We start from the raw sequence: 22,528 nt of genomic DNA, 5'->3' as shown, positions 1-22,528 counted from the left end.
GTGGTCTCGGGCGCTACAGCGGCGCGCAGGCAGGAAGACGTTCAACGGATAGGCGTGAAGCGAATGGCCTGCCCGCCACCCGGCGCAAGCACCAGCGTCAGTGCGTCGGCGCTGGTCACCTCGCGGGTCTCGCGTGCGAACGCGAACGGGTTGCTGCGGAAATCGGCGCCTTCACCATCGCGGTAGATCTCGGCGCGATAGCGCACGCCCGGCTCCAGGAAGCCCAGCGACACCGGCAGCACGCGGCCGTGCTCATCGGTGATGCTGCCGAGGAACCAGTCGCGGCTGTTGCGGTCGCGGCGCACGATCGTCACGTAGTCGCCCACTTCGCCATCGAGCACGCGGCTCTGTTCCCAGTCCACCGCCACGTCCTCGATGAAGCGGAATGCCTCGCGGTGCTGCAGGTAGTGCTCGGGCAGGTCGGCGGCCATCTGGATCGGGCTGTACAGCACCAGGTACAGCGCCAGCTGGCGGGCCAGCGTGCTGGGGATGGCCTGGCCGTGGCGGCCCTTCAGGCTGAGGACGCCGGGGGTGTAATCCATCGGCCCGGCCAGCATCCGGGTGAACACCAGGTTGACCTCGTGCTCCGGCGGATTCGGCGGCTGGCCCCAGGCGTTGTATTCCATGCCACGCGCCCCCTCGCGCGAGATCCAGTTGGGGTAGGTACGGCGCAGGCCGGTGTCCTTGATCGGCTCATGCGGGTTCACCGACAGATGCCGGCGCGCGGCCTCCTGCACCACCTTCAGGTGGTGGCGGGCCATGAACTGCCCGTCGTGCCACTCGCGCCAGAGCGGGCCGCCGGCCGGATCACGCCGGTCGACCTGGCCATCGTCGCAGACGTAACCGGTCTTGAACTGGTCCACGCCCAGCCGTGCGTACAGGTCCAGCGCAGCGCCCAGCTGATCCTCGTAGTGTTCGATGGCGCAGCCGGTTTCGTGGTGACCGATCAGGTGCACACCTTTCTTCAGGCCATACGCTGAAAGCGCTTCGATATCGAAATCAGGCGTGGCACGGGTGAAATCGAAGTCGTAGCCGTTGCCCACCCACATGCCGTCCCACCCCGGATTCCAGCCTTCCACCAGCACGCCACGGAAGCCATGCGCCGCGGCGAAGTCGATCACCTTCTTCGTTTTGGCGGTGGTGGCCGCATGCTTCGGCCCGGTCGCCCAGCTTTCGTTGTCCAGGTGCATCGACCACCACACGCCCAGGTACTTGGCCGGCTTCACCCAGCTCACATCGCCCAGCGCATTGGGTTCGTTGAGGTTGAGGATCAGGTCCGATTCGACCAGGCCACCGGCACGGTCGGCGATCTGCAGCGTGCGCCACGGCGTGGCGAAGGGCAGGGTGCGGCGCACCTTCCAGCCTTCGGCCGAGGGTGACAGCTGTGCGCGCAGGCGTTGTCCTTCTGTGCGCCGCAGCCACATGCCGGCGTAGTCCACCAGTGCGGCCTCGTGGATCGCCACGTGCAGGCCATCGCGGCTGCGCAGGGTCATCGGCGTATGCACCAGCGGCACCTCGCGCAGTGGCGTGCGCTGGTACAGGTATTCGTAGTGGATCGGTTCGCCGGCGGGAATCCACCAGGCGGTGGAATCCTGCGCGATGGCGAACTCGGTCAGTTCGTTATCGATGATGGCTTCGCGCAGGTTCGGCTGCTCGGGGAACACATAGCGGAAGCCAACGCCATCGTCGTAGACGCGGAACACCACATCCAGCCGGCGCTTGCTGCCGGTGGTCTCGGCCAGCTGCATGGTCAGCTAGTTGAAGTGGTTGCGGGTGAGCCGGCGCTCGCCCCACGGCTGCTCCCAACTGTCGTCGACGCTGCGCCGCTGCTGGCCAAGCAGGGCGAAATCGCGGTCCAGGCGGCCATCGCGCAGGGCGAAGCCGAGCTTCGAATCCTCCACCACGGGCTCGCCGAAACGCTCGACGCGGTAGCGGGCGGTGCCGCCGTCAAGCACGAGGCTGACCTTGAGCACCTTGCCCGGTGATTCGACGCTGGCGACCTGTGGCGCGGCCTGTGCCAGCGTGGCCCAGGCCAGCAGGGCCAGGCCGAGCAGGTGCGCGATTACCGCGCGTACAGCAGTGGGTGACATCGGCAGTTCCCCTCCCAAGGCGCCGTTGGCAGACCCGGACCATAAGCCAGCGCAGCCGGCGCGCTACCGCGCAGCGCCATGAATACGTATGCAGATGGACGCAGCCGACAGCCCCGCGTCTACCATGGGGCCAAGGCACCTTGAGGGAGGGGCCGCGCCCGTCCACCGGCAATGGTGGTGCGGACCTACAACGCGTGCAGAGAGGGAGGGAGGCCGACGGGCGCAAGCCGGTCCGCCGCTTCGATGCTGAAGATCATTTGCCTGACCGCTGCCCTGGGGGCAGCGCTGGGATCGACCGCGCAGGCGGCCGACCTGCAATTCGACGGCCGCCATGCGCGTGCCGAAGCCGCTGCCAAGGGCAGCTTCGTGCTGCATGCGCCGAAAGGTGAGGTGCATATCGCGCCCATGCCGATGCGCAGCCAGAGCGGCAGCGTGATGTTCGATGCGTTGTTCGCGCTGGCCCAGCAGGAGATGAACCAGGACCGCGTGGACGCGATCCGCGATCCGTCGTTTGACGAAGGCCGGCCGGTGCCGTGCGAATGCTTCCAGACCGGCGCGCGCTGGCCCTACGTGTGGACCCGCGATGTCAGCTTCGCCGCCGATCTGGCGCTGGCGCGGCTGGACCCGCAACGCACGCGGCAGTCGCTGCAGTTCAAGCTGTCGGCGGCGCGCGACGGGCACACGCCCGGCTTGTTCGTGGCGCAGGACACCGGTTCCGGTGGCAGCTGGCCAATCAGCAGCGACCGCGTGGTGTGGTTCCTGGCGGCGCGTCACCTGCTGGAGGATCGCGCGTTTTCCGATCAGGTCTGGCGGGCACTGCAGGGCACGCTGGCGCAGGATCGCGCGATGGTCTTCGATGAGCAGATGGGCCTCTATCGCGGCGAGACCTCGTTCCTGGACTGGCGCGAGCAGACCTATCCGGACTGGACCCGTGAGGACGTGCGCTTCATCGGCGATTCCTACGCACTATCCACCAACGTGCTGCACTATCAGGCACTGCGCCTGGCCGAACGCCTGGCAGGCCAGCGCGGCGATGCCCGCGTGGCCGACTACAAGGCATGGGCCGATGCGTTGGCACGGCAGATCGACGCGCGCTTCTGGCGCGAGGACATCGGTCAGTACATGAGCTACATCGGCGAAGCGGCGCACCCGGTGCCGTATGCCAAGGTCGATCTGCTCGGCCTGTCGCTGGGCATCCTGGCCGAGGTGCTGCCCCCGGAACGCGCGCGCCGTGCGCTGGCCGCCTACCCGATGGGACCGGCCGGCAGCCCGGTGGTCTGGCCGCAGGAGGCGCAACAGCCGATCTACCACAATCGCGCGATCTGGCCGTTCGTCAGTGCGTACTCGCTGCGCGCGGCGCGGCAGCTGGATGATGCGCCGCGCATCGCCGCCGAAATCCGCTCGTTGATGCAGGGCGCCGCGCTGGCCGGCTCCAACATGGAGAACTACGAGCTGGTCAGCCAGGCCGTGCATGTGGAGGAGGGCGCACTGAGCGGCCCGGTGGTCAATTCCGAACGCCAGCTGTGGTCGGTGGCCGGCTATCTGTCGATGGTGGTCGAAGGCGTATTCGGCGTGCAGGACGATGGCCGCGTGCAGCCCAAGCTGCCGGCCGTACTGGTGCCCGAACTGTTCGGCACGCACCCCCGCATCACGTTGGAAGCCAACGGCAAGCGCTATGTGCTGGAGCGCCCGCAGAACCTGGGCGATGGCCTGCTGGTGGCCGGCAGAACCACCACGCGTGGCGCGACCACCACGGTGCAGCTGGTCGCGGCCCCGGCAGCAGCCGGTTTCGCTGCCACGACTGCGGATGCCAACGCGCGTGCGCCGGCAACACCGGCGGCGCCGCAGGCCCTGCGCAATGGCGCGGGCTGGAACGTTCCTGTGGCAGCCGAGCAGGTGCTGTGGATGGACGGCACGGTTGTCGACGCCAGCAACGGCCAGGCGCACATCAGTGACGATGGCCTGCAGTATTGCCTCAGCCTGACCCGGCGCGACAACGCATTGGAATCGCTGCACAGCCCGACGGTCTGCGTCGGTCCGCAGCAGGTGCTGAAGGGCGAGGATCGCTGGCAGTTCACCTCGGCCAAGGCCGGGCAGGTGCGCCTGCGCCTGCAATACAGCAACCCGAATGGGCCGATCAACACCGGCGTCACCGCTGCGGTGAAGCAGCTGGTGCTGCAGTGCCCGGGCCAGCCGTTGCAGCGGCATACGGTTACGCTGCCGCACAGCGTGGCCGTGCAGGACTCGACCTCGGCAACGTTCGCTGTGCCCAAGGGCCGGTGCACGGTCGCGCTTGAAGAAGGCTTCAACATGAGCACGCTGCAGCACTTCGCGCACTACACCGGGGGCAAGGGCGGGCGCGATGGCGTGCTCAACCAGGCCCAGGTGCAGGCGCTGACGGTAGCACCCGTGGCGATGGCAGAGGGTGCACGATGAATCGCACGGCAAAACCGCAGCTGTCGTTCTGGCAGATCTGGAACATGTGCTTCGGCTTCCTCGGCATCCAGTTCGGATTTGCCCTGCAGAACGCCAATGCCAGCCGCATCTTCGAGACACTGGGCGCGGACATCGACGCGGTACCAGGATTGTGGATCGCCGCGCCGCTGACCGGCCTGCTGGTGCAGCCGGTAATCGGCTACCTGTCCGACCGCACCTGGACGCGCTGGGGGCGCCGCCGTCCGTACTTCATGATCGGTGCGGTGCTGACCACGCTGGCGCTGCTGGTGATGCCGAATTCGCCGACGCTGTGGATCGCGGCCGGCACGCTGTGGGTACTGGATGCCTCGATCAACGTATCGATGGAGCCGTTCCGTGCCTTCGTCGGTGACCAGCTGGCGCCACGCCAGCGTCCGGCCGGCTACGCGATGCAGAGCTTCTTCATCGGCGTGGGCGCCATCGTCGCCAGCTTCCTGCCCTTCATCCTGGCCCACTTCGGGGTCGCCAATACGGCCGCCGCAGGTGAAGTCCCGGACACCGTGCGCTATGCGTTCTACTTCGGCGCGGTGGTGCTGCTGGCCGCGATCACCTGGACCGTAGTCAGCACCCGCGAGTACTCACCGGTGGAACTGGCCGGCTTCGATGATGCAGAGCCGCCGGCGCATCACGCGGCGGCCGCGATCAACGGCCCGGCACCGTGGGCGCAGGTGGCCGTATGGCTGGGGCTGGGCGTGCTGCTGGCGCTGCTGATCGCGTGGCGGCAGGGCGACCGGATGCTGTACGTGCTGGCCGGCCTGTGCGCCGGCTACGGCCTGCTGCTGGCGGCCGCGCGCGCGCTGCCGGCCACGCATATGCTGGCCGCCATCGTCGGCGACCTGCGCGCGATGCCGGTCACCATGCGCCGCCTGGCGTGGGTGCAGTTCTTCTCGTGGTTCGCGCTGTTCGCCATGTGGATCTACACCACCGCTGCGGTGGCCGGTACCCATTTCGGTTCGACCGATCCACAGTCGGCCGCCTACAACGAAGGTGCCAACTGGGTGGGCGTGCTGTTTGGCGCCTACAACGGCTTCGCTGCGCTGGCGGCGGTGCTGATTCCGCCGATGGTGCGTGCGATCGGCCTGCGCTGGAGCCACCTGGTCAACCTGTGGCTGGGCGGCGCCGGCCTGGTCTCGCTGATGTTCATCCGCGACCCGCACTGGCTGCTGCTGTCGATGGTTGGTGTGGGCTTTGCCTGGGCCTCGATCCTGTCGTTGCCGTATGCACTGCTGTCCGACAGCGTGCCGGCGTCGAAGATGGGTGTGTACATGGGCATCTTCAATTTCTTCATCGTGATCCCGCAGCTGGTGGCGGCCAGTGCGCTTGGCTTTGCCCTGCGCGCATGGCTGGGTGGCCAGCCGATGCATGTGCTGGTGCTGGGCGGCTGCAGCCTGTTCCTGGCCGGCCTGTGCGTGCTGCGGGTTCCGTCCCGTCCGGAGGTGGTGTGATGCGCGGTGTGCTGTCTGTTGCTGTTTCCCTGGTACTGCTGGCCGGCCATGCGGCGGCCGCGCCACGCCCGGACTATGTGGGTACCACCGAACCGTTCGCCAGCGATGCGGTGTACTTCGTGGTCACCGACCGCTTCGTCAACGGCGATCCGTCCAACGATCACCGCGACCAGGGCGGCAAGCACCGTACCTTCGACATCCCGGTGCCGTGCCCGGACAAGGTGGACGGCAACATCGGCTACCTCGGTGGTGATTTCCGCGGCGTGCTCGACAACGCGCAGTACATCCGCAACCTCGGTTTCGGCGCGGTATGGATCACGCCGATCGTGGACAATCCGGACGAGGCGTTCACCGGCAGCAAGCCGATCAGCTGCACCAGCACACTGACCGACCGCGGCAAGACCGGCTACCACGGGTACTGGGGTATCAACTTCTACAAACTTGATGAGCACCTGCCCAGCAAAGACCTGGATTTCGCCGGGTTGACCAAGGGCCTGCACGGTGCTGGCTTGAAGGTGGTGCTGGATATCGTGGGCAACCACGGCTCGCCGGCCTGGACCATGTCGACGCGACAGCCGCAGTTCGGCCAGATCTTCGACAAGGACGGAAAACTGATCGCCGACCACCAGAACCTGCCGCCGCAGAAACTGGATCCGAAGCACAACCCGCTGCACGCGTTCTACAACAACATTGGACCGGTCGACAGCAAGGATGGCTCGATCTTCGACGGCAACCTGGCTGAGCTGTCCGACTTCAACCAGGACAATCCGGCGGTGATGGACTACCTGGTCGGTGCCTACCTGCAATGGACCGCGCAGGGCGTGGACGCGTTGCGCATCGACACCATCGGCTGGCTGCCGCACGCGTGGTGGCATGAATTCGTCAAGCGCATCCGTGCCGAGCACCCGGGCATGTTCATGTTCGGCGAAGCGTTCGATTACGATGCCGCGCGCATTGCCGAGCACACCTGGCCGGCCAACGCCAACGTCAGCGTGCTCGATTTCCCGTTGCGCGGTGCGCTGGAACAGGCTTTCGGCACGGCCGGCAAGGGCTTTGAAACCCTGGCCGAGCCGCTGCACCTGAGCGGTGGCCCGTACGCCAATCCGTACGAGCTGATGAGCTTCTACGACAACCACGACATGCCGCGCCTGCAGGCCAGCGACAGTGGCTTCATCGATGCGCACAACTGGCTGTTCACCGCGCGTGGCATTCCGGTGGTCTATTACGGCTCGGAAACCGGCTTCATGCGGGGTCGCGCCGAGCATGCCGGCAATCGTGCCTACTTCGGCCAGCCGCGTGTGGACGCTGCGCCGCAGAGCCCGATCTTCGCGCCGCTGCAGCGCATCGCCAGGCTGCGCGCAGCCACCCCGGCGCTGCAGCGCGGCCTGCAGGTGAACGAGCGCCTGCAGGGTGACGAGGCGGCGTTCTTCCGCGTGCTGCAGCACGGCGACGTGGCGCAGACCGCGCTGGTGCTGCTGAACAAAGGTGACCAGGCGAGGACCTTCACCGTGGCGCGTTTCGTCCAGAACGGCCACTGGCGCGACGCGCTGGAGGGCGGTTCATTGCGGGTGGACGGCTCGCTGAAGGCGGAAGTGCCGGCGCACGGGGTGAAGGTCTACGTGCTGGATGCCGCCGTGCAGCAGCCGGCGCTGCAGGCCGAGCTGGACAAGGCGATGGCCGACCAGCAGGCTCTGGACCTGCGGCTGGGGCGGTAGTGCCGGCCGCTGGCCGGCAACCCCGGATCCCTGGCACCTGCCTACCGCTCTGGTGGGTGCCAACCTTGGTTGGCACGCTTTTCGAGCAGTAGAGCAAGCTCGACTCTACAATAGGGACCCCTCGCGCCTCGCCGTACCGCCATGACCGACCTCGCCCCGCAGACCCCGATCGAAACCCTGCTGAAGGCGGCGATGGACGGGGCGGTGCCGATCCGCGCCTTCATGGCGGCCTTCGTCGCCTCCGAGGTGGTGCTGCTGACCGGCAGCCTGATCACCCCTGACGGCAGTGGCTTCGACCCGCTGCTGTTCGACAAGCAGGGCACCCTGCATGTGGCCGTGTTCACTGATCCGTCGCGGGTGGGCATCTACAGCCAGCAGGCCGAACACCAGATCCGCTGGCTGACGCTGGACGTGCTGCGCCGGGTGCCCAGCGGCTACGGTGTCGTGATCAACCCGGGTACGCCTCTGGGCTTCGAGATCTCGCCCAGTGGCGTTGGCGAGATCCTGAAGGACTTCGCCCAGGGCTGAGCCGTCGCCGTGCTGTTTGCAGAGTCGAGCATGGCTCGACGCTGCAGAAGGCTTCCCTTCGAGCGCCGTCCGTGATCCCCTTGGATGACATTGGGATAGAGGCATTGCCATGGAATTCAGAGTATTAACCGCCGACGCACCGGAACGGCAGCAGTTGGCCCGGTGGTACCACGCGGAATGGGGCCAGGACGCCGGTCTGTCGCTTGAACAGGAACTGGAGCGGCTGAATCCGCCGCAGGATGCCGAAGGCTTTCCGCACCTGATCGCCGCCTTCGATGACGGTCAGGTGGTCGGCGCGGTGCAGCTCAAGCGCAGGGAGATGCCGGCTTTCCCGCAATACGAGCATTGGCTGGGCAGCGTGTTCGTGGCCGATAGTCATCGCGGGCGTGGGCTGGCTGGCGCGCTGGTGGAACAGGCCGCGGCGCAGGCGGTGCGGATGGGCGTTTCCGACCTGTATCTGCAGACCGAAGCGCTGGATGGCGGCCTGTACGCTCGGTTGGGCTGGAAGCCCCTGCAGGAAGCTGACAGCCATGGCCATCGCGTGCTGGTGATGGTGCGCAGGGTGGCTGCATGAATGCCCCCGTACCTCGCCATTCCCGGTCGGCCCTGATCTTCCTGATCGCGGCCATCGCCGCCGCGCTGGTGGCCATGCCCTTGCTGCGCGCGGTGGGCATTGTGCAGTGGCCGGTGTTCGTCATCGCCTGGCTGATCAACCTGGGCGCGGCGTGGCATCTGGCGCAGTGGGCGCGCCAGCGGGGCCGTTCGGCGTGGGCGTTCGGGTTGCCGGCGGCACTCGGTACCGTCGCCTCGATCGTGGTCTATGTACTGCTGGCGTTGCTGGGGCCGAAGGCGGCGGCGCGCTGAAGGCGCTGTGCCGAGCATGGCTCGGCACTACATGTGCCATGCGGAGCGCCGACGCAACCGCCGGCGCTCCATTACTTCACAGCGTCACCTTGCGCCGGTTGTCATCGCTCACCCGGTCGATCAGCTTGTTGTACGGATCGAAGCCCGCTTCATCCGGCTTTTCATCCACGGTCACCGTGATCTTCGGCGCGGCGCTGGTGATGTGGTGGCGCTGCAGATACAGCACCTTCTGGTCGCGTTCCTTGCCCGAAGGCCCGTTGGCAAACACGCCGATCTCGACCCAGTCATCCATCTTCCCGTCGCTCTCCTTGCCCTTGCCATCGGCGTACTGCTTTGCGGCGTGCAGGTCCAGGGTCACGTCGTAGCGGCCGTCATCGCGCTTGCGCGCGCTGGCGGCCAGCACCCGGTTGTCATAGAAGCTGATCTTCTCGAACAGGTCGGTGACCAGCTGCTGGCGATCAGCCGGGGTCTCGGCACGGATGTAGCCCAGCAGTTCGCGTGAGGTGGTGTACGGGGGGTGCTGGTAGCCCTTGTCCTGCAGGAAGCGCTTCAGGGCGCGGTTCAGGGCCTGCTCGCCGATCTCCTCGCGCAGCCGGTAAAACACCAGCGAACCCTTCTGGTAGTGGATGTACTGCTGGTTTTCCACGCGCTCCAGCGGCTGCTCCTCGATGGCCTCGCCACCGCGTCCGGACAGGTAGCCGTCCAGCTCGCGCTTGAGGAACTGGCGCATGTGCTGGCGGCCGTACTCCTGCTCCATCACCATCAGCGCAGAGTACTGCGACAACGATTCGGAGAGCACCGTCGCGCCCTGCACGTTGGCACCGATCACCTGGTGCGCCCACCACTGGTGTGCGATCTCGTGCGCAGTCACGTAGAACACATAGTCCACCTTGTCCGGGTCACGCAGGTCGGCGATGAAGCCGATGGCCTCGGAGTAGGGGATGGTATTGGCGAACGACTGCGCGAAGCGGGCATAGCCCGGGAACTCGATGATGCGCACCTGGCGGTGCTGGTAGGGCGTGAAGTTCGCTTCGTAGTAGGCCAGCGATTTCTGTACCGCTTCGATCATCCGGTCCACGTTGTAGCCGTGCGCCGGCTCGAAGTAGACCTCGATCGGGATGTCCTTGTACTTCGCCTTGCGTACCTCCCAGCGTGCCGACAGGTAGGCGTAGAAGTTCAGCATCGGGCGGTCCATCGCGTAGCTGAAGCAACGCCGGCCGTTCACCGTGGTCTCGTGCTGCAGGTAGCCCGGGGCCAGCGCCACCTGGTCGGGTGCCGTGCAGATCGTGGTGCGGAAGTCGAGCCAGTCGGCATCGTTGGCTATGTACGTGTTGGCACGCGCGGCTTCGTCTTCCAGCTTGGGCATGCGCCGCGGCTCACCCAGGTCGCGCTTGCGCCGCTCGTTGCGGTCGGTGATCTCCGCGCCCTCGTTGTAGCCGAACGACGGCAGTACGCGGCTGTTGAAGAACGTGCCGTTGCCCACGATGTTGCTCGGCGCCTGGCCGGCGGTGATGCCATTGGATTTCTGCACCACCCGGAAATGGACACGTCGGCTTTCGCCCGGTTGCAGAGGCTTGTCCAGCCGGTAGATGCGATACCCCAGGTCCTTGTCATGGAAGGCCATCGTCTGTCCGCCAAGATCGGCGGCTACCAGCTGTTTGTCATCACCCATCGAGACATGCAGTTCCGGGATCGGCTGCGCGTGCAGGTTGCGGATCGTCCAGTTCGCATCGATCACCATCGACTGCGATTCCGGGAACAGGTCCACGCGGTTGTCCACGGCGACAATGCGTGGTTGCGGCAGGTTGCGGTATTTCGACAGCTCGCGCTCGTAGCGGGCCTGCAGATCCAGCTGCTGGTCCGGAGAAAGGAACTCGTTGCGGATGTTGGTGCTCCAGTACAGCCAGCTCCCCACGCCGACGAACGCCAGCGCGGCCACCGCGGCGAAGGCGCCGGTCGGACCACGCAGGCGGCGGCCGGCCAGGGCCAGGCGCTGGCGCAGGCCCTGGCTGACACCCCGTACCCAGAAGGCCGACGCCAGGCACATCAAGGTCAGCAGGAACAGGGCCCAGTAGCCCTGGAACGCCAGCTGCCCGGTCAGGAAGTGGCCGTAGCCGTTCATGTCCGAATAGGGCGCGTTGGGCCAGCTGCCGAAGTTGTACAGGTTCTGCGTGTAGTCGAGCAGGCCGAGCACGCCCTGGCCGATCATCACCACGATCAGCAATGCGTAACCGACGAACTTGTTGTTGGTGAGCACCTGCAGCACCAGCGCCAGGCCCCCCATCAGGATGTAGACCACCGAATCCAGCGCCAGGCTGCGCAGGTACAGCAGCGGCTCCAGATGCGTGTAGCCCTTGGCCAGCTGCACGCCCATTGCCGCCAGCGCGCCGGCCGCCTGGAAGCAGACGATCACCGCCAGCAGTGCGGTGAACTTGGCCAGCAGCGGCACCCAGTTCGGCACCGGCATGGCATCGGTCACTTCGTTGATGCGCGCACTGCGTTCCTTCCAGACCAGCTCACCGGCGAAGAACAGCACAATGATCACCAGCAGCCAGCTGAAGGCACCCTGCAGGCCCATGATCATCTGCGAGGTGACCGGCCAGATCGAGGTGCCGTACAGCGTCTGCCGGAACAGCGCGCTGGGCAGGAAGTTGGCCAGGCCCAGTACCAGCAGCACGATGAACGGCACGCTGCGCAGCACGCCACGTGTATCGAAGCGGACCTGGCGCAGGAACTGCTGCCACGCCGTGGTGGCGGTGAACGCCGGTACCACGCGCGGCAGTGTTGCACGGGTCGGGCGGACCGCACTGGCATCGGCAACCGGCTGCGCCTGCCTGCGGCCCCATCGACGACGGCCACTGCCGCTGCGTTCGGTGCGGAACAGTGCGAAGGTGGCGGCGAACAGCGCGGCGGCCACACCCAGCCACAGAGCGCGGTTGGCCAGCAGGTAGCCGGCCAGCTCGGGAATTCCGCTGTTGCGTTCGGCGGTGGACCAGTAGCGGATCGTGCGGCTGAGCGCACGCATGCCCAGCGGCTCGCTCAGCACTGCGATCCACGTGTTGTCGATGTCGCGCAGCAGGGCCGCGCTGGCGCCGTACAGCACCAGGTAGGCCACCAGCCCGATGTACACCCACAGGATCGAACGGGTCAGCGCTGCCAGCAGCGACAGCAGTGCGGTGGTGAACAACAGGTTCGGGATGACGATGACCGCGAAGGTCCAGGCATAGCCCTGCCAGCTGATCGGGCCCATGCGTTCGGGATCGATCCACGGCATGAACGGCGCCAGCCACAGGCCAAACGCAATCACGATGTAGACCAGCAAGCCGGCGGCCAGGGCGGCAGCGATGCGCCCAGCCAGGTAGTCGCGGCGCTTCACCGGGCTGGCGAAGATCAGCTCGGCGGTGCCGAGCTCGAAGTCACGCAGCAGCGCGTTGCTGACGAACAGGGCGGTGACCAGCATGCCGAGCAGGGTGAAGATGCCCAGCATCTGCGCGATCACGGTGGGCGCGTTGCTGTGTACGTTGCCGCTGCCGCCACCGATCTGCACGGCGTCGCTGGAGGCAGCGGCGAAGGCGAGCAGGGCGAACAGGCCGGCCAGCAGCCACAGCAGGGGAGAACGCAGCTGCTCGCGCAGCTCGAAGCGGAAAAAGTTGAGGATCATGGCGTGCTCCGCTCAGGCTGCCGCGCGGGCACGGGCCTGCAGGCGCAGGCGCTGGAAGTACACGTCCTCAAGGTCGGGAGCCACCGCCGCGAAGCCATCGCCGGGATCGTTGGCACTGTGCACGTGGATCACCGGGCGGCCACCGACCAGACGGGTCGACAGCACTACGTAGCGTGCTTCATGGTCGGCCAGTTCCGAAGGATCGACCTGCTTGCGCCAGACCTGCTGCTGCAGAGCATCGATGGCTTCGGCAGGGCGCCCGGTCAGCAGCACCTGGCCCTTGTTCATGATCGCCATGGTGGGGCACAGGTCGGTCACGTCTTCGACGATGTGGGTGGACAGGATCACCGCCACGTTCTCGCCGATGGCCGCCAGCAGGTTGAGGAAGCGGTTGCGTTCCTCGGGGTCGAGGCCGGCGGTGGGCTCGTCGACGATCACCAGCCGCGGGTCTCCCAGCAGCGCCTGGGCGATGCCGAAGCGCTGGCGCATGCCGCCGGAGTAGGTGCCCAGCTTGCGCTTGCGGGCGTCCCACAGGTTCACCTGCTGCAGCAGCCCATCGACCACCTCGCGGCGCTGCGCGCGCTGGGTCAGGCCTTTGAGTGCGGCGAAGTGTTCCAGCAGGTCCAGCGCGCTGACTTTCGGGTACACGCCGAAATCCTGCGGCAGGTAGCCCAGCCGGCGGCGCACCGCATCCTTGTCGCGCAGTACGTCGATCGGCGCCTCGCCTGGAATGGTGAGGGTCGCCGTGCCGCTGTCGGCCTCCTGCAGGGTGGACAGCGTGCGCATCAGCGACGACTTGCCGGCGCCGTTGGGACCGAGCAGGCCGAACATGCCGCGCGGGATGTCCAGGTTGACGTTGTTGAGCGCATGCACGCCGTTGGCGTACGTCTTGGACAGCGAATCGATCTTCAGCATGCGACGTACACCTTTCCGTGTGTGATCGCGCTGTTTATCACCCGCAACTGGGCTGGCGTCATGCGCCGTTGGTCATGGTGCCGTGCGGGTCGCAGGTGAGGGCACCCCACCGTTGAAGGGCGCGGCAGGGGCGGCTTCCAGTGCGTGGGGCTTCGCCAGAGCGGCAGGGGGCCAGCCTGTGAAGTCTTCCTGAATGCGTTGGGGAAGGCTGTCCGGATCACACAGGACGTCGACAGGGGCACCGATAGTCTTTGCACCTCTCAAGGCCATTGCCATGCAGGCGTACATGCGGACTGTTACCGGCGTAGAGGGACTGGACAGCATTCTTGGCGGCGGACTTCCGCAGGCGCGGCTGTATCTGCTGGAAGGGCCACCGGGTTCCGGCAAGACCACGTTGTCGCTTCAGTTCCTGCTGGAAGGCCTGCGGCGCGGCGAACGCTGCCTGTACATCACGTTGTCCGAGACCGCCGAGGAACTGCGCGAAGTCGCCGCTGCCCATGGCTGGTCGCTGGATGGCCTGCACCTGTTCGAACTGGGATCGGCTGAAGGCGCAATGGGCAACGGTCGCCTGCAGTCGGTGCTGCATTCGTGGGAAATGGAGCTGGACGAGACGGTCAATCTGATCATGTCCAAGGTGGACAGCATCGGGCCCACCCGCGTGGTGTTCGATTCGTTGTCCGAACTGCGCCTGCTGGCCCAGGACTCTCTGCGCTACCGGCGCCAGATCCTTGCGTTGAAGCAGTTCTTCGCGCCCAAGAGCGCTACGGTGATCCTGGTCGATGACCTGACCTCTACCGGCGAAGAGCGCGATGGGCAGTTGCACAGCCTGTGCCACGGCGTGCTGTCGCTGGAACGCTTGACCCTGGATTTCGGCCCGGCCCGGCGCCGCATGCAGGTGCAGAAGCTGCGCGGCGTGGATTTCATTGCGGGCTACCACGATATGGTGATCCGTCGTGGAGGACTCGAGATTTTCCCCCGCTTGATAGCCTCCGAGCACCACGACCGGTTCGTGGGTTCGCCGGTGAGCAGTGGCGTCGACGAGATCGATCACCTGCTGGGCGGGGGCCCCCTGCGCGGAACCTCGACCCTGTTGACCGGTCCCGCTGGCAGCGGCAAGACCAACGTCGCCCTGCAGTACGTGTGGGCGGCCTGCGAACGTGGCGAACGCTGCTGCATCTTCGAGTTCGACGAGCGGGTTGGTACCTTGCTGGCGCGTGCATCGGCACTGGACATCGACCTGGACAAGCATCTGCACTCGGGGCTGCTGGAGATTCTGCAGATGGATCCGGCCGAGGTGTCGCCGGGTGAGTTTTCCTGGAACCTGCGCAAGGCGGTCGAGCAGCGAAACTGCAGCGTGCTGGTGATCGACAGCCTGAATGGCTATGTCACGGCAATGCCACAGGAAAAGCAGCTGATGCTGCAGCTGCACGAGATGTTGTCCTATCTCAACCAGAAGGGCGTAGCGACGTTCCTGATCAATCCGCAGCATGGCCTGGTGGGCACCATGTCCACCGGCAGCCTCAATGTGTCCTACATCGCCGATGCGGTGGTGCTGTTCCGTTTCTTCGAGGCCAAGGGGCGCATCCGCAAAGCCGTTTCGGTAATCAAGAACCGCGGCGGTGCGCACGAAGACACCATCCGTGAGCTGAAGATTGACGGGCGTGGCATCACCGTCAGTGCGCCGTTGGCAGACTTCCAGGGCATCCTGACCGGCACGCCCGAGTTCGTGGGTGACAGCGCAGCGCTGCTGGGCCAGTCCGATGTCCGATAGGGACGAAGGCTGCACGGTCGTCCGCATCGTGGCGCCCTTCGGACGCGATGCCGACAGCATTGCCGCGGTACTGGAGGGAGTAGGGCTGGCAACGCACATCGCCGGCAACCTGGAGGAGCTGGCCGAGCACCTGGATGATCGCACCGGCCTGGTCGTGGTGACCCAGGAAGCGTTGGTGCGCGGTGCCGACGGTATGCTGCCTGCATTGCAGCAGCAACCGGCCTGGTCGGATATTCCATTCATCCTGCTGCGTTCGGCACGGTCGTACCGCCGTTCCACCCGCGAGGCACTGTTGCCAGCTTCGATCAACGTGGTGGAGATGGACCGGCCGCTTGGCAGCATGTCCCTGATCAGTGCCGTCCAGGGCGCACTGCGGGCCCGTGACAAGCAGTTCCTCGTGCGTGATCAGATGGCGGCATTGGCGGACGGGCGGGCCGCACTGTCCCGCAGTGAAACCGAGTTGCGCCTGATCGCCGATGCGATGCCGGTCCTGATCGCCTTTGTTGATCGTTCGATGTGCTTCCGATTCGCCAACCGAGCCTATGAGACCTGGTTCGATCTCGCCACCGGCGAGGTGATCGGCAGGCACGTTCGCGAGGTGATCGGCGAATCCGTATGGCAGCAGCGCAGGGCGGCGATGGAGCGCGCGCTGGATGGCCAAGCGGCGCTCTTCGAGATCACCTGGCCCCATCCACTACGCGGCCGGCGCGACTGCGAAGTGCGTTACTCGCCACGTACCGATACCGAGGGCCGGGTCGACGGATTCCACGTCTTCGTTACCGATATCACCGCCGCCAAGCTGGCCCTGAGCAACAGCCAGCAGCACGCACATGCACTGGAGGCCATGGTGGCCGAGCGCACGCGTGAGCTGGAAGCGCAGATGGCTGCACGCGAGGCCAGCGAGGCCGCCCTGCGGCAGTCGCAGAAGATGGAAGCGATCGGCCAGTTGACCGGTGGCATCGCGCACGATTTCAACAACATGCTGACTGGCATTCTGTCCGCGCTGGACATCGTGCGCCTGCGCCTGGACATGGGGCGGGTGGATGATCTGGAGCGTTTCCTGGATACGGCCACCACCTCGGCGCAGCGTGCCGCCGCATTGACCCAGCGCCTGCTCGCGTTCTCGCGCAGGCAGTCGCTGGACGCGCGGCCGGTGGAGATCAACACGTTGCTGGTATCGGTGCAGCATCTGTTGCACAGCACGATCGGGGAAACGGTGCGGCTGCGTACCGAAACCTGCCCGGTGCCGCTGCACGCCACGCTGGATGCCAACCAGTTCGAAAGTGCGGTGCTGAACCTGGCCATCAATGCACGCGACGCGATGCCTGATGGCGGCGAGCTGATCCTGCGCACTGCGGAAGCAGATGTGCATGCAGGCCAGTATCCGGCAGTGCCGGCAGGGCACTATGCGGTGGTGGCAGTCGCCGACACGGGCGCCGGCATGGCGCCGGAAGTGGTCGAGCGCGCATTCGAGCCTTTCTTCACCACCAAGCCCATCGGCAAGGGAACCGGGCTGGGCATGTCGATGGTGTATGGCTTCATGCAGCAGTCCGGTGGTCACATCGCGATCGAATCGCGCCTGGGTGAGGGCACCACCATTTCCCTGTTCATTCCACTGGTGGAGGCCGCGACCAGCGAAGCGGTGGCCGCTCAGGCCAAAGCCATCCGGCTCGGCGCTGGCCAGTCGATCCTGGTGGTCGAGGATGATGAGCAGGTGCGCATGCTGGTCACGGTGGTGCTCGAGGACCTGGGGTACCAGGCCCAGGTGGTGGGCGATGCGGACGCCGCGCTTCCGATCCTGACTTCGGACCAGTGCATCGATCTGTTGATCACTGACGTCGGCCTGCCTGGGCTCAATGGCCGCCAGCTCGCCGAAATAGCCCGTCACTCGCGGCCGACTTTGCCAGTGCTGTTCATGACCGGCTACGCGGAGAAGGCGCAGGAGCGCTCGTCCTTCCTCGATGCGGGCATGGCGATGATCGCCAAGCCGTTCCTGCTTGACGAGTTCAGCGCAGCGGTTCGCACCGCGATGCCTGAAACGGCAGGTGGCAATCCGTAGAGCCGGGCCTGCTCGACTGCTTTTGTGCAGAGCCGAGCCATGCTCGGCTGATCTTTCCCGACTGGAGTCGCATCCGCTGGTCGAGCAAGCTCGACACTACCCGCGCTGTGACGATTCCCGCACCACCAGCTTTACCGGGATGCTCTGGCTGTCCACTGCCTGCCGGCCGATCAGTGCCAGCAGGCGCTCCACCAGCAGTTGCCCGGCCTGCTTGGTGTCCTGCTGCACGGTGGTCAGCGCGGGGGATACCGATGCTGCCAAGGGGATGTCGTCGAAGCCGGTCACCGCCACGTCCTGCGGCACCCGCAGGCCGGCTTCGCGCAGGGCCCGCATGGCGCCGATGGCGATCAGGTCGCTGGCCGCGCAGATCGCATCGATCGGCTCGCCGCGCGCCAGCAGTGTCTGGCAGGCCTCCTGGCCGGAGGCTTCGGTGGTGATCGCATCGTGCTGCAGCGCCGCCTCGGCAGCCAGGCCGTGTTCCTGCAGGGCCGCGACATGGCCGCGGTAGCGTTCCTGGAATTCGGGGTAGTGGCTGGAAGCATGGCCGAGGAAGGCGATGCGGCGGCAGCCCTGCTGCAACAGGTGGGTGGTGATGTCATGCCCGCCCTGGAAGTTGTCGCTGCCGATCGAGACACCGGGTTGGCCGGGCAGGGCGGCGCCCCAGCGCACGAAGTGCGTGCCCTGTTCGACCAGCCGCTGCAGGCGGTCGCGCGATTCGTGGTAGTCGCCGTAGCCGAGCAGGATGATGCCGTCGGCCTTGTTGCTGTCCTCGTAATCGGCCTGCCAGTCGGTGGACAGTTGCTGGAACGAGACCAGCAGGTCCTGCCCATGCAGGGCGCAGGCACGGGTGATCGAGCCCAGCATCGAGTGGAAGAACGGGTTGATCAGCGAGTCGTCGTTGGTCGGGTCCTCGAAGAACAGCAGGGCCAGCGTGCCGGCGTTGCGCAGGCGCAGGCTGGAGGCGTTCTTGTCGACCTTGTAGTTCAGTTCGCGGGCGATGCGCAGGATGCGCTCGCGGGTCTCGGCGTTGACCATCGGGCTGCCCCGCAGGGCCCGCGACACGGTCGGCTGGGAGACCCCGGCCAGGTGGGCGATGTCCAGGGAGGTGGCTTTGCCTTTGATCGTCATGGGCACGCGGAGGGGGCAGGGGAAAGGTGCCCGGGCATGATGCCATGGGTAGACGCGAATGCCCCTCCGGATGTCCACCGAAGCGAGGGTAAGTCATTGCCGGACAAGGAAATCAGTTCAATCCTCCAGCGCGGCCGGGGTCTTCTGACCGGGCGGATGGCGGCGGCAATGCTAAGATGCATCGTTCTCGCATTCCCCCAAATTTCAACAGGGGCGGCCCCGCCTACTGCACCCCCGCCCGGGGCTGTGCTATCACTGGCGGTCTGCCCTTGGACAACGGACGAAGGTACCTATGGCGCGCGGCATCAACAAAGTCATCCTGGTCGGCAATCTCGGCAACGACCCGGACGTGAAGTACACCCAGGGCGGCATGGCGATCACCCGCATCAGCCTGGCCACCACCAGCGTCCGCAAGGACAAGGATGGCAACCAGCAGGAGCGCACCGAATGGCACCGCGTGGTGTTCTTCGGCAAGCTCGGTGAGATCGCCGGCGAGTACCTGCGCAAGGGCAGCTCGGTCTACGTCGAAGGCAGCCTGCGCTACGACAAGTACACCGGCCAGGACGGCGTGGAGAAGTACTCCACCGACATCATTGCCGATGAAATGCAGATGCTGGGCGGCCGCGGTGAAGGCGGCGGCGGTGGCGGCGGTGGCAACTACGGCGGCGATCGTCCGCAGCGCCAGCAGGCTCCGCGCCAGGAGTACGGCGGCGGTGGCGGCGGTCAGCGTGGTGGCCAGGGTGGCGGCTATGGCAACCAGGGCGGCAACCAGGGCGGCGGTTACGGCAACCAGGGTGGCAACCAGCGCCCGCAGCCGCAGCAGGCGCCGCCGATGGACGACTTCGCTGACGACGATATTCCGTTCTAGACCACACTTAGTAAAAAAAGTAGATATAAGCAGAGGAGGAGCCCCGTAACTGGGGCTCCTCCTCTTTTTTTGTACGTTCCCGGGATGGCAAGAAATGCGGCTATAGTCATACATACGTGAAATCAGGCGAGCAAGGGATGATGCCCAAGCTGTCGGTCCATGTGATGCAAGACGGCGAGCGAGTTCCGATGCTCCACGACGAGTCGGGCCTTCCGCTGTTCTATCCCACGTTGTACGCGACCTCGCAGCTGCGAAATGCTGGCGTGGCCGTCAATACCATCCGCAACAAGCTTGCCGATCTGATCGTGTTGTTACGATGGGAATTCGCGAATCGTCGTAACTTGATTTCGGACTTCCAGGCTGGTCGCTTTCTGACCATCGCCGATGTGGTTTCGCTGCGCGATTTCGCCAAGCTTGATATGCGGAACTGGAAATCCGATGGGCACAGCGCTGGGAAGCCAGGTGTCCGTGTCCCGAGCTTTTTGGAAGCGACGATTGCTTCGAGCCGAGCTCTTGCCGCAATTGGCCCGCAACAGCATTTCAACCGTTTGAGTACGATTGCCGACTACTTGGAGTTCACGGCAAGCGTCGTCACGCAGTACAGAAACTCTCACCAAATCGCGCAAGAAATCGCGCGGATGGTGACTGCCATTCGTAAGCACCGACCGCGTGGCCTAGCGAAGCACCTTGAGGAAGAGCCGGAGCGCCGCTCTCCTCCCACTGAAGTGGTGAATCGATTCATGGCGGTGGGATCGGAACATGATCCAAGGAATCCGTTCAAGCACCCGGATATCAGGCTACGCAATGCGATCATCTTCGGCCTGTTGAAGCATACCGGTATGCGACGTGGTGAACTGTTAAGTCTCCGACTGGACCAGTTTGACTTGGGTCACGAGCCTCTTGTCTGGGTTAGGCGTAGCCAAGATGACAAGCTTGATTCTAGGCGTCATCAGCCCGTCGCTAAGACCAAGGAACGACCGCTTCCGCTGCCGGATGAGCTCGCCGAGCAGCTTGGCCGATACATGCTGCAGGTGCGTGCGCCGATCACGCCTGCTAGAAAGCATCCGTATCTTCTGATCTCGCATCGGAAGGGCACTGGCTGGGGGCAGCCACTCTCAATTTCTGCTCTTAACTGCCAGATCTTCGGCCGAATGCGAGCTGTCGACAGGGACTTTGAGCTGATCCATCCCCATGCATTCCGACACCATTTCAACTATGAACTGTCCAGAAGCATCGATGAGCACAATGCTAAAGCTCAGTCGGGCGCCAATACTGTCTGCGCAACGCCGATCAGTGAGCATAGAGAATTGGATGTAAGAGCATTTCTGAATGGTCATCGCCATAGGGCTTCCGGTGCGACATACAACCGCCGTCATGTTCGCGAAGTGAGCAACGAAGCTGCTCGAAGTTTGCAAACAAAAATGATGCGCAAGGCCCCTACCAACGAGGATGACGATGAAGTCAGCTGACGCTCGGCCGTTCGGAAAGGTAGGGCGGCAAGATAGTGCCGCGGTATCTAAGGATGGCTACCTCTTCAATCCTTCGGACACCTATTGGCGTCTGAACAAAGACGTGCAGCTGTCGCTAGCCCTTCCTGTAGCAGTCATGCCGGTCGTTGAGGCTGGCTATCGAGCGACTCTATTGCGCTACGCTGAAGAGGCATCGGCAAAACACTGCGAGAACATGTCCACCCGGTTCAAGAGATACCTTCGTGACACTGCTGCGTCGCAGGTGTCCGTGGCTGATCTCATTAATTGGCGTGCCGTTCTGGGCGTCCACGAAGAATGGCAGCTTGGTGGATTAAAGGGATTTTTGCTGGCATGGCACGACTACGGCTTTGGCGGTGTCTCAAAGGATGTCGTCGACCTCCTGCGGAGCTGGCGGATTCAGGGCAACCAGAAGGGGGCGGCGGTTGCTAGTGGTTGTCCGGACAGCGGGCCGTACACCGACCTCGAGATGGCAGCCCTGCTTGACTGGGCGAATCTGGCAGTCACGCGCAAGGACGTCTCTTTGGAGGACTACGCCTATCTACTGGCGCTGGCAATGACGGCACGGCGTCCGATTCAGCTCGCGGCCCTCCGGGGGCGAGACCTGATCCGAGGCAGCACCAACGGCGCTGAAGCATTCAGCCTTCGAGTTCCCCGAGCGAAGCAGAGAGGGATCAAGTTTCGGGGCGAGTTTCGTACGCTAGCTGTAATCGAGGACCTCTACCTGGTGCTTCAACAGCTGCACCAGCGCTCCATCGCCCTAGCCAGCGAGACGGTGGGGCAAGCGATCGAGCCAGACCTGGCGGAGGAACTGCCAGTCTTCATCAATCGACAGCGCCTGCTGCAGGTGCGCAGCATTCGTGAAATGAAAGAGCTTCTAATGGGTGATGCGCCGGATCAGCTGCATGCAAGCACCTCCTCCCTCTCATTGGCCTTGCAGCGCTGCGCGAGAGCGTCGACCGCTCGCTCAGAGCGGACTGGTGAGTTCATTCGGCTGTCCGCGACTCGCTTCCGACACACCCGGGGAACAAAGCTGCGTCGTGAGGGGTTTGGCGCCTTTGTGATCGCAGAGCTTCTCGATCATTCTGATGTTCAGAACGTCAGCATCTATACCAAGAACACAGCGCAGGAGGCCGTTCTGATCAACGAGCTGGTTGGCGCCCAGCTGGCTCCTTTCGCGCAAGCCTGCCTGGGCAAGCTTGTAGCATCGGAGAGGGAGGCGATCCGCGGCGGTGATCCTAGGAGTCGTGTAGCCAACGAGCGTCAGAATGCCGTTGGAACCTGTGGCAACTATGGGTTCTGTGCTAGTGGGTATCGCGCCTGCTATACGTGTAGTCACTTTCAGCCTTGGGTTGATGGACCTCACGAGGAAGTTCTGGCCGATCTTTACGCAGAGAAGGACCGAACTCGAGCTGTAGGATGTGCCGATGCGGTTGTGAATGCGAATGATCAACTGATACTTGCGGTTGAGCACTGTGTGGCAATGTGCAGAACCGCAAGGTCAACGGAGTAGCCTCCTGGG

General features: G+C 65.0%; 14 protein-coding genes and 1 pseudogene. 11 read left to right on the top strand and 4 right to left on the bottom strand.

What is annotated here, in order from left to right; translation table 11 throughout:
- Nucleotides 1-41: 41 nt before the first annotated feature.
- A pseudogene (locus N5J73_RS06340) lies at nucleotides 42-2,096 on the bottom strand (glycoside hydrolase family 97 protein).
- A gap of 237 nt (nucleotides 2,097-2,333) precedes the next feature.
- Here N5J73_RS06340 and N5J73_RS06335 point away from each other — a divergent pair.
- From N5J73_RS06335 to N5J73_RS06310, 6 genes are all read left to right on the top strand, one after another.
- On the top strand, nucleotides 2,334-4,526 hold the full coding sequence (locus tag N5J73_RS06335; protein WP_049446062.1) for a Six-hairpin glycosidase-like protein: 2,193 nt from the start codon (nucleotides 2,334-2,336) through the stop codon (nucleotides 4,524-4,526).
- A complete protein-coding gene (locus N5J73_RS06330; RefSeq protein ID WP_049446061.1) occupies nucleotides 4,523-6,010 on the top strand; it encodes an MFS transporter in 1,488 nt (495 codons plus the stop codon). The genes N5J73_RS06335 and N5J73_RS06330 overlap by 4 nt, the downstream gene beginning before the upstream one ends.
- The gene (locus tag N5J73_RS06325; RefSeq protein ID WP_049446060.1) at nucleotides 6,010-7,725 is read left to right on the top strand and encodes an alpha-amylase family glycosyl hydrolase; all 1,716 of its coding nucleotides are present in this window, start codon (nucleotides 6,010-6,012) and stop codon (nucleotides 7,723-7,725) included. The genes N5J73_RS06330 and N5J73_RS06325 overlap by 1 nt, the downstream gene beginning before the upstream one ends.
- A gap of 141 nt (nucleotides 7,726-7,866) precedes the next feature.
- A complete protein-coding gene (locus N5J73_RS06320) occupies nucleotides 7,867-8,253 on the top strand; it encodes an SseB family protein (protein WP_046985696.1) in 387 nt (128 codons plus the stop codon).
- 109 nt (nucleotides 8,254-8,362) lie between these two features.
- Nucleotides 8,363-8,827: a GNAT family N-acetyltransferase gene (locus N5J73_RS06315; RefSeq protein WP_046985697.1), complete on the top strand. Its 465-nt coding sequence runs from the start codon at nucleotides 8,363-8,365 to the stop codon at nucleotides 8,825-8,827.
- The gene (locus N5J73_RS06310; protein WP_049446059.1) at nucleotides 8,824-9,117 is read left to right on the top strand and encodes a hypothetical protein; all 294 of its coding nucleotides are present in this window, start codon (nucleotides 8,824-8,826) and stop codon (nucleotides 9,115-9,117) included. The genes N5J73_RS06315 and N5J73_RS06310 overlap by 4 nt, the downstream gene beginning before the upstream one ends.
- 76 nt (nucleotides 9,118-9,193) lie before the next feature.
- Here the strand turns inward: N5J73_RS06310 and N5J73_RS06305 are convergent, their stop codons facing one another.
- Both N5J73_RS06305 and N5J73_RS06300 read right to left on the bottom strand, forming a co-directional pair.
- The gene (locus N5J73_RS06305) at nucleotides 9,194-12,778 is read right to left on the bottom strand and encodes a M1 family aminopeptidase (protein WP_049446058.1); all 3,585 of its coding nucleotides are present in this window, start codon (nucleotides 12,776-12,778) and stop codon (nucleotides 9,194-9,196) included.
- Between the two features lie 12 nt (nucleotides 12,779-12,790).
- Nucleotides 12,791-13,693: an ABC transporter ATP-binding protein gene (locus N5J73_RS06300; protein WP_049446057.1), complete on the bottom strand. Its 903-nt coding sequence runs from the start codon at nucleotides 13,691-13,693 to the stop codon at nucleotides 12,791-12,793.
- Nucleotides 13,694-13,967: 274 nt separating this feature from the next.
- On the opposite strand from N5J73_RS06300, the gene N5J73_RS06295 reads away from it, so the two are divergent.
- Complete coding sequence (locus tag N5J73_RS06295; RefSeq protein WP_049446056.1) at nucleotides 13,968-15,464, top strand: ATPase domain-containing protein; 1,497 nt, start codon at nucleotides 13,968-13,970, stop codon at nucleotides 15,462-15,464.
- Nucleotides 15,454-17,523 (top strand): PAS domain-containing sensor histidine kinase, encoded by a 2,070-nt coding sequence (locus tag N5J73_RS06290; RefSeq protein WP_049446074.1) that lies wholly within the window; start codon nucleotides 15,454-15,456, stop codon nucleotides 17,521-17,523. The genes N5J73_RS06295 and N5J73_RS06290 overlap by 11 nt, the downstream gene beginning before the upstream one ends.
- Nucleotides 17,524-17,619: 96 nt before the next feature.
- Here the strand turns inward: N5J73_RS06290 and N5J73_RS06285 are convergent, their stop codons facing one another.
- Nucleotides 17,620-18,651 (bottom strand): LacI family DNA-binding transcriptional regulator, encoded by a 1,032-nt coding sequence (locus N5J73_RS06285; RefSeq protein WP_049446055.1) that lies wholly within the window; start codon nucleotides 18,649-18,651, stop codon nucleotides 17,620-17,622.
- Nucleotides 18,652-18,943: 292 nt separating this feature from the next.
- Here N5J73_RS06285 and N5J73_RS06280 point away from each other — a divergent pair, with 292 nt between their 5' ends.
- The 3 genes from N5J73_RS06280 (at nucleotide 18,944) to N5J73_RS06270 (ending at nucleotide 22,519) form a co-directional block, all read left to right on the top strand.
- Complete coding sequence (locus tag N5J73_RS06280; protein WP_006423759.1) at nucleotides 18,944-19,519, top strand: single-stranded DNA-binding protein; 576 nt, start codon at nucleotides 18,944-18,946, stop codon at nucleotides 19,517-19,519.
- Nucleotides 19,520-19,659: 140 nt separating this feature from the next.
- Nucleotides 19,660-20,988 (top strand): site-specific integrase, encoded by a 1,329-nt coding sequence (locus N5J73_RS06275; protein ID WP_080354831.1) that lies wholly within the window; start codon nucleotides 19,660-19,662, stop codon nucleotides 20,986-20,988.
- Complete coding sequence (locus tag N5J73_RS06270; RefSeq protein WP_049446072.1) at nucleotides 20,975-22,519, top strand: site-specific integrase; 1,545 nt, start codon at nucleotides 20,975-20,977, stop codon at nucleotides 22,517-22,519. Before N5J73_RS06275 ends, N5J73_RS06270 begins: the two co-directional genes overlap by 14 nt.
- The last annotated feature ends 9 nt before the right edge of the window (nucleotides 22,520-22,528 follow it).

This window comes from Stenotrophomonas sp. GD03654 (genome assembly GCF_029845105.1).
GTDB lineage: Bacteria > Pseudomonadota > Gammaproteobacteria > Xanthomonadales > Xanthomonadaceae > Stenotrophomonas > Stenotrophomonas africana.
This window is presented reverse-complemented; position numbering and strand designations above follow the sequence as displayed.

Bases quoted from the DNA above. Each gene is read 5' to 3' on its own strand.
- N5J73_RS06335 (WP_049446062.1), top strand. From the start codon at position 2,334: ATGCTGAAGATCATTTGCCTGACCGCTGCCCTGGGGGCAGCGCTGGGA.
- N5J73_RS06330 (WP_049446061.1), top strand. From the start codon at position 4,523: ATGAATCGCACGGCAAAACCGCAGCTGTCGTTCTGGCAGATCTGGAAC.
- N5J73_RS06325 (WP_049446060.1), top strand. From the start codon at position 6,010: ATGCGCGGTGTGCTGTCTGTTGCTGTTTCCCTGGTACTGCTGGCCGGC.
- N5J73_RS06320 (WP_046985696.1), top strand. From the start codon at position 7,867: ATGACCGACCTCGCCCCGCAGACCCCGATCGAAACCCTGCTGAAGGCG.
- N5J73_RS06315 (WP_046985697.1), top strand. From the start codon at position 8,363: ATGGAATTCAGAGTATTAACCGCCGACGCACCGGAACGGCAGCAGTTG.
- N5J73_RS06310 (WP_049446059.1), top strand. From the start codon at position 8,824: ATGAATGCCCCCGTACCTCGCCATTCCCGGTCGGCCCTGATCTTCCTG.
- N5J73_RS06305 (WP_049446058.1), bottom strand. From the start codon at position 12,778: ATGATCCTCAACTTTTTCCGCTTCGAGCTGCGCGAGCAGCTGCGTTCT.
- N5J73_RS06300 (WP_049446057.1), bottom strand. From the start codon at position 13,693: ATGCTGAAGATCGATTCGCTGTCCAAGACGTACGCCAACGGCGTGCAT.
- N5J73_RS06295 (WP_049446056.1), top strand. From the start codon at position 13,968: ATGCAGGCGTACATGCGGACTGTTACCGGCGTAGAGGGACTGGACAGC.
- N5J73_RS06290 (WP_049446074.1), top strand. From the start codon at position 15,454: ATGTCCGATAGGGACGAAGGCTGCACGGTCGTCCGCATCGTGGCGCCC.
- N5J73_RS06285 (WP_049446055.1), bottom strand. From the start codon at position 18,651: ATGACGATCAAAGGCAAAGCCACCTCCCTGGACATCGCCCACCTGGCC.
- N5J73_RS06280 (WP_006423759.1), top strand. From the start codon at position 18,944: ATGGCGCGCGGCATCAACAAAGTCATCCTGGTCGGCAATCTCGGCAAC.
- N5J73_RS06275 (WP_080354831.1), top strand. From the start codon at position 19,660: ATGCCCAAGCTGTCGGTCCATGTGATGCAAGACGGCGAGCGAGTTCCG.
- N5J73_RS06270 (WP_049446072.1), top strand. From the start codon at position 20,975: ATGAAGTCAGCTGACGCTCGGCCGTTCGGAAAGGTAGGGCGGCAAGAT.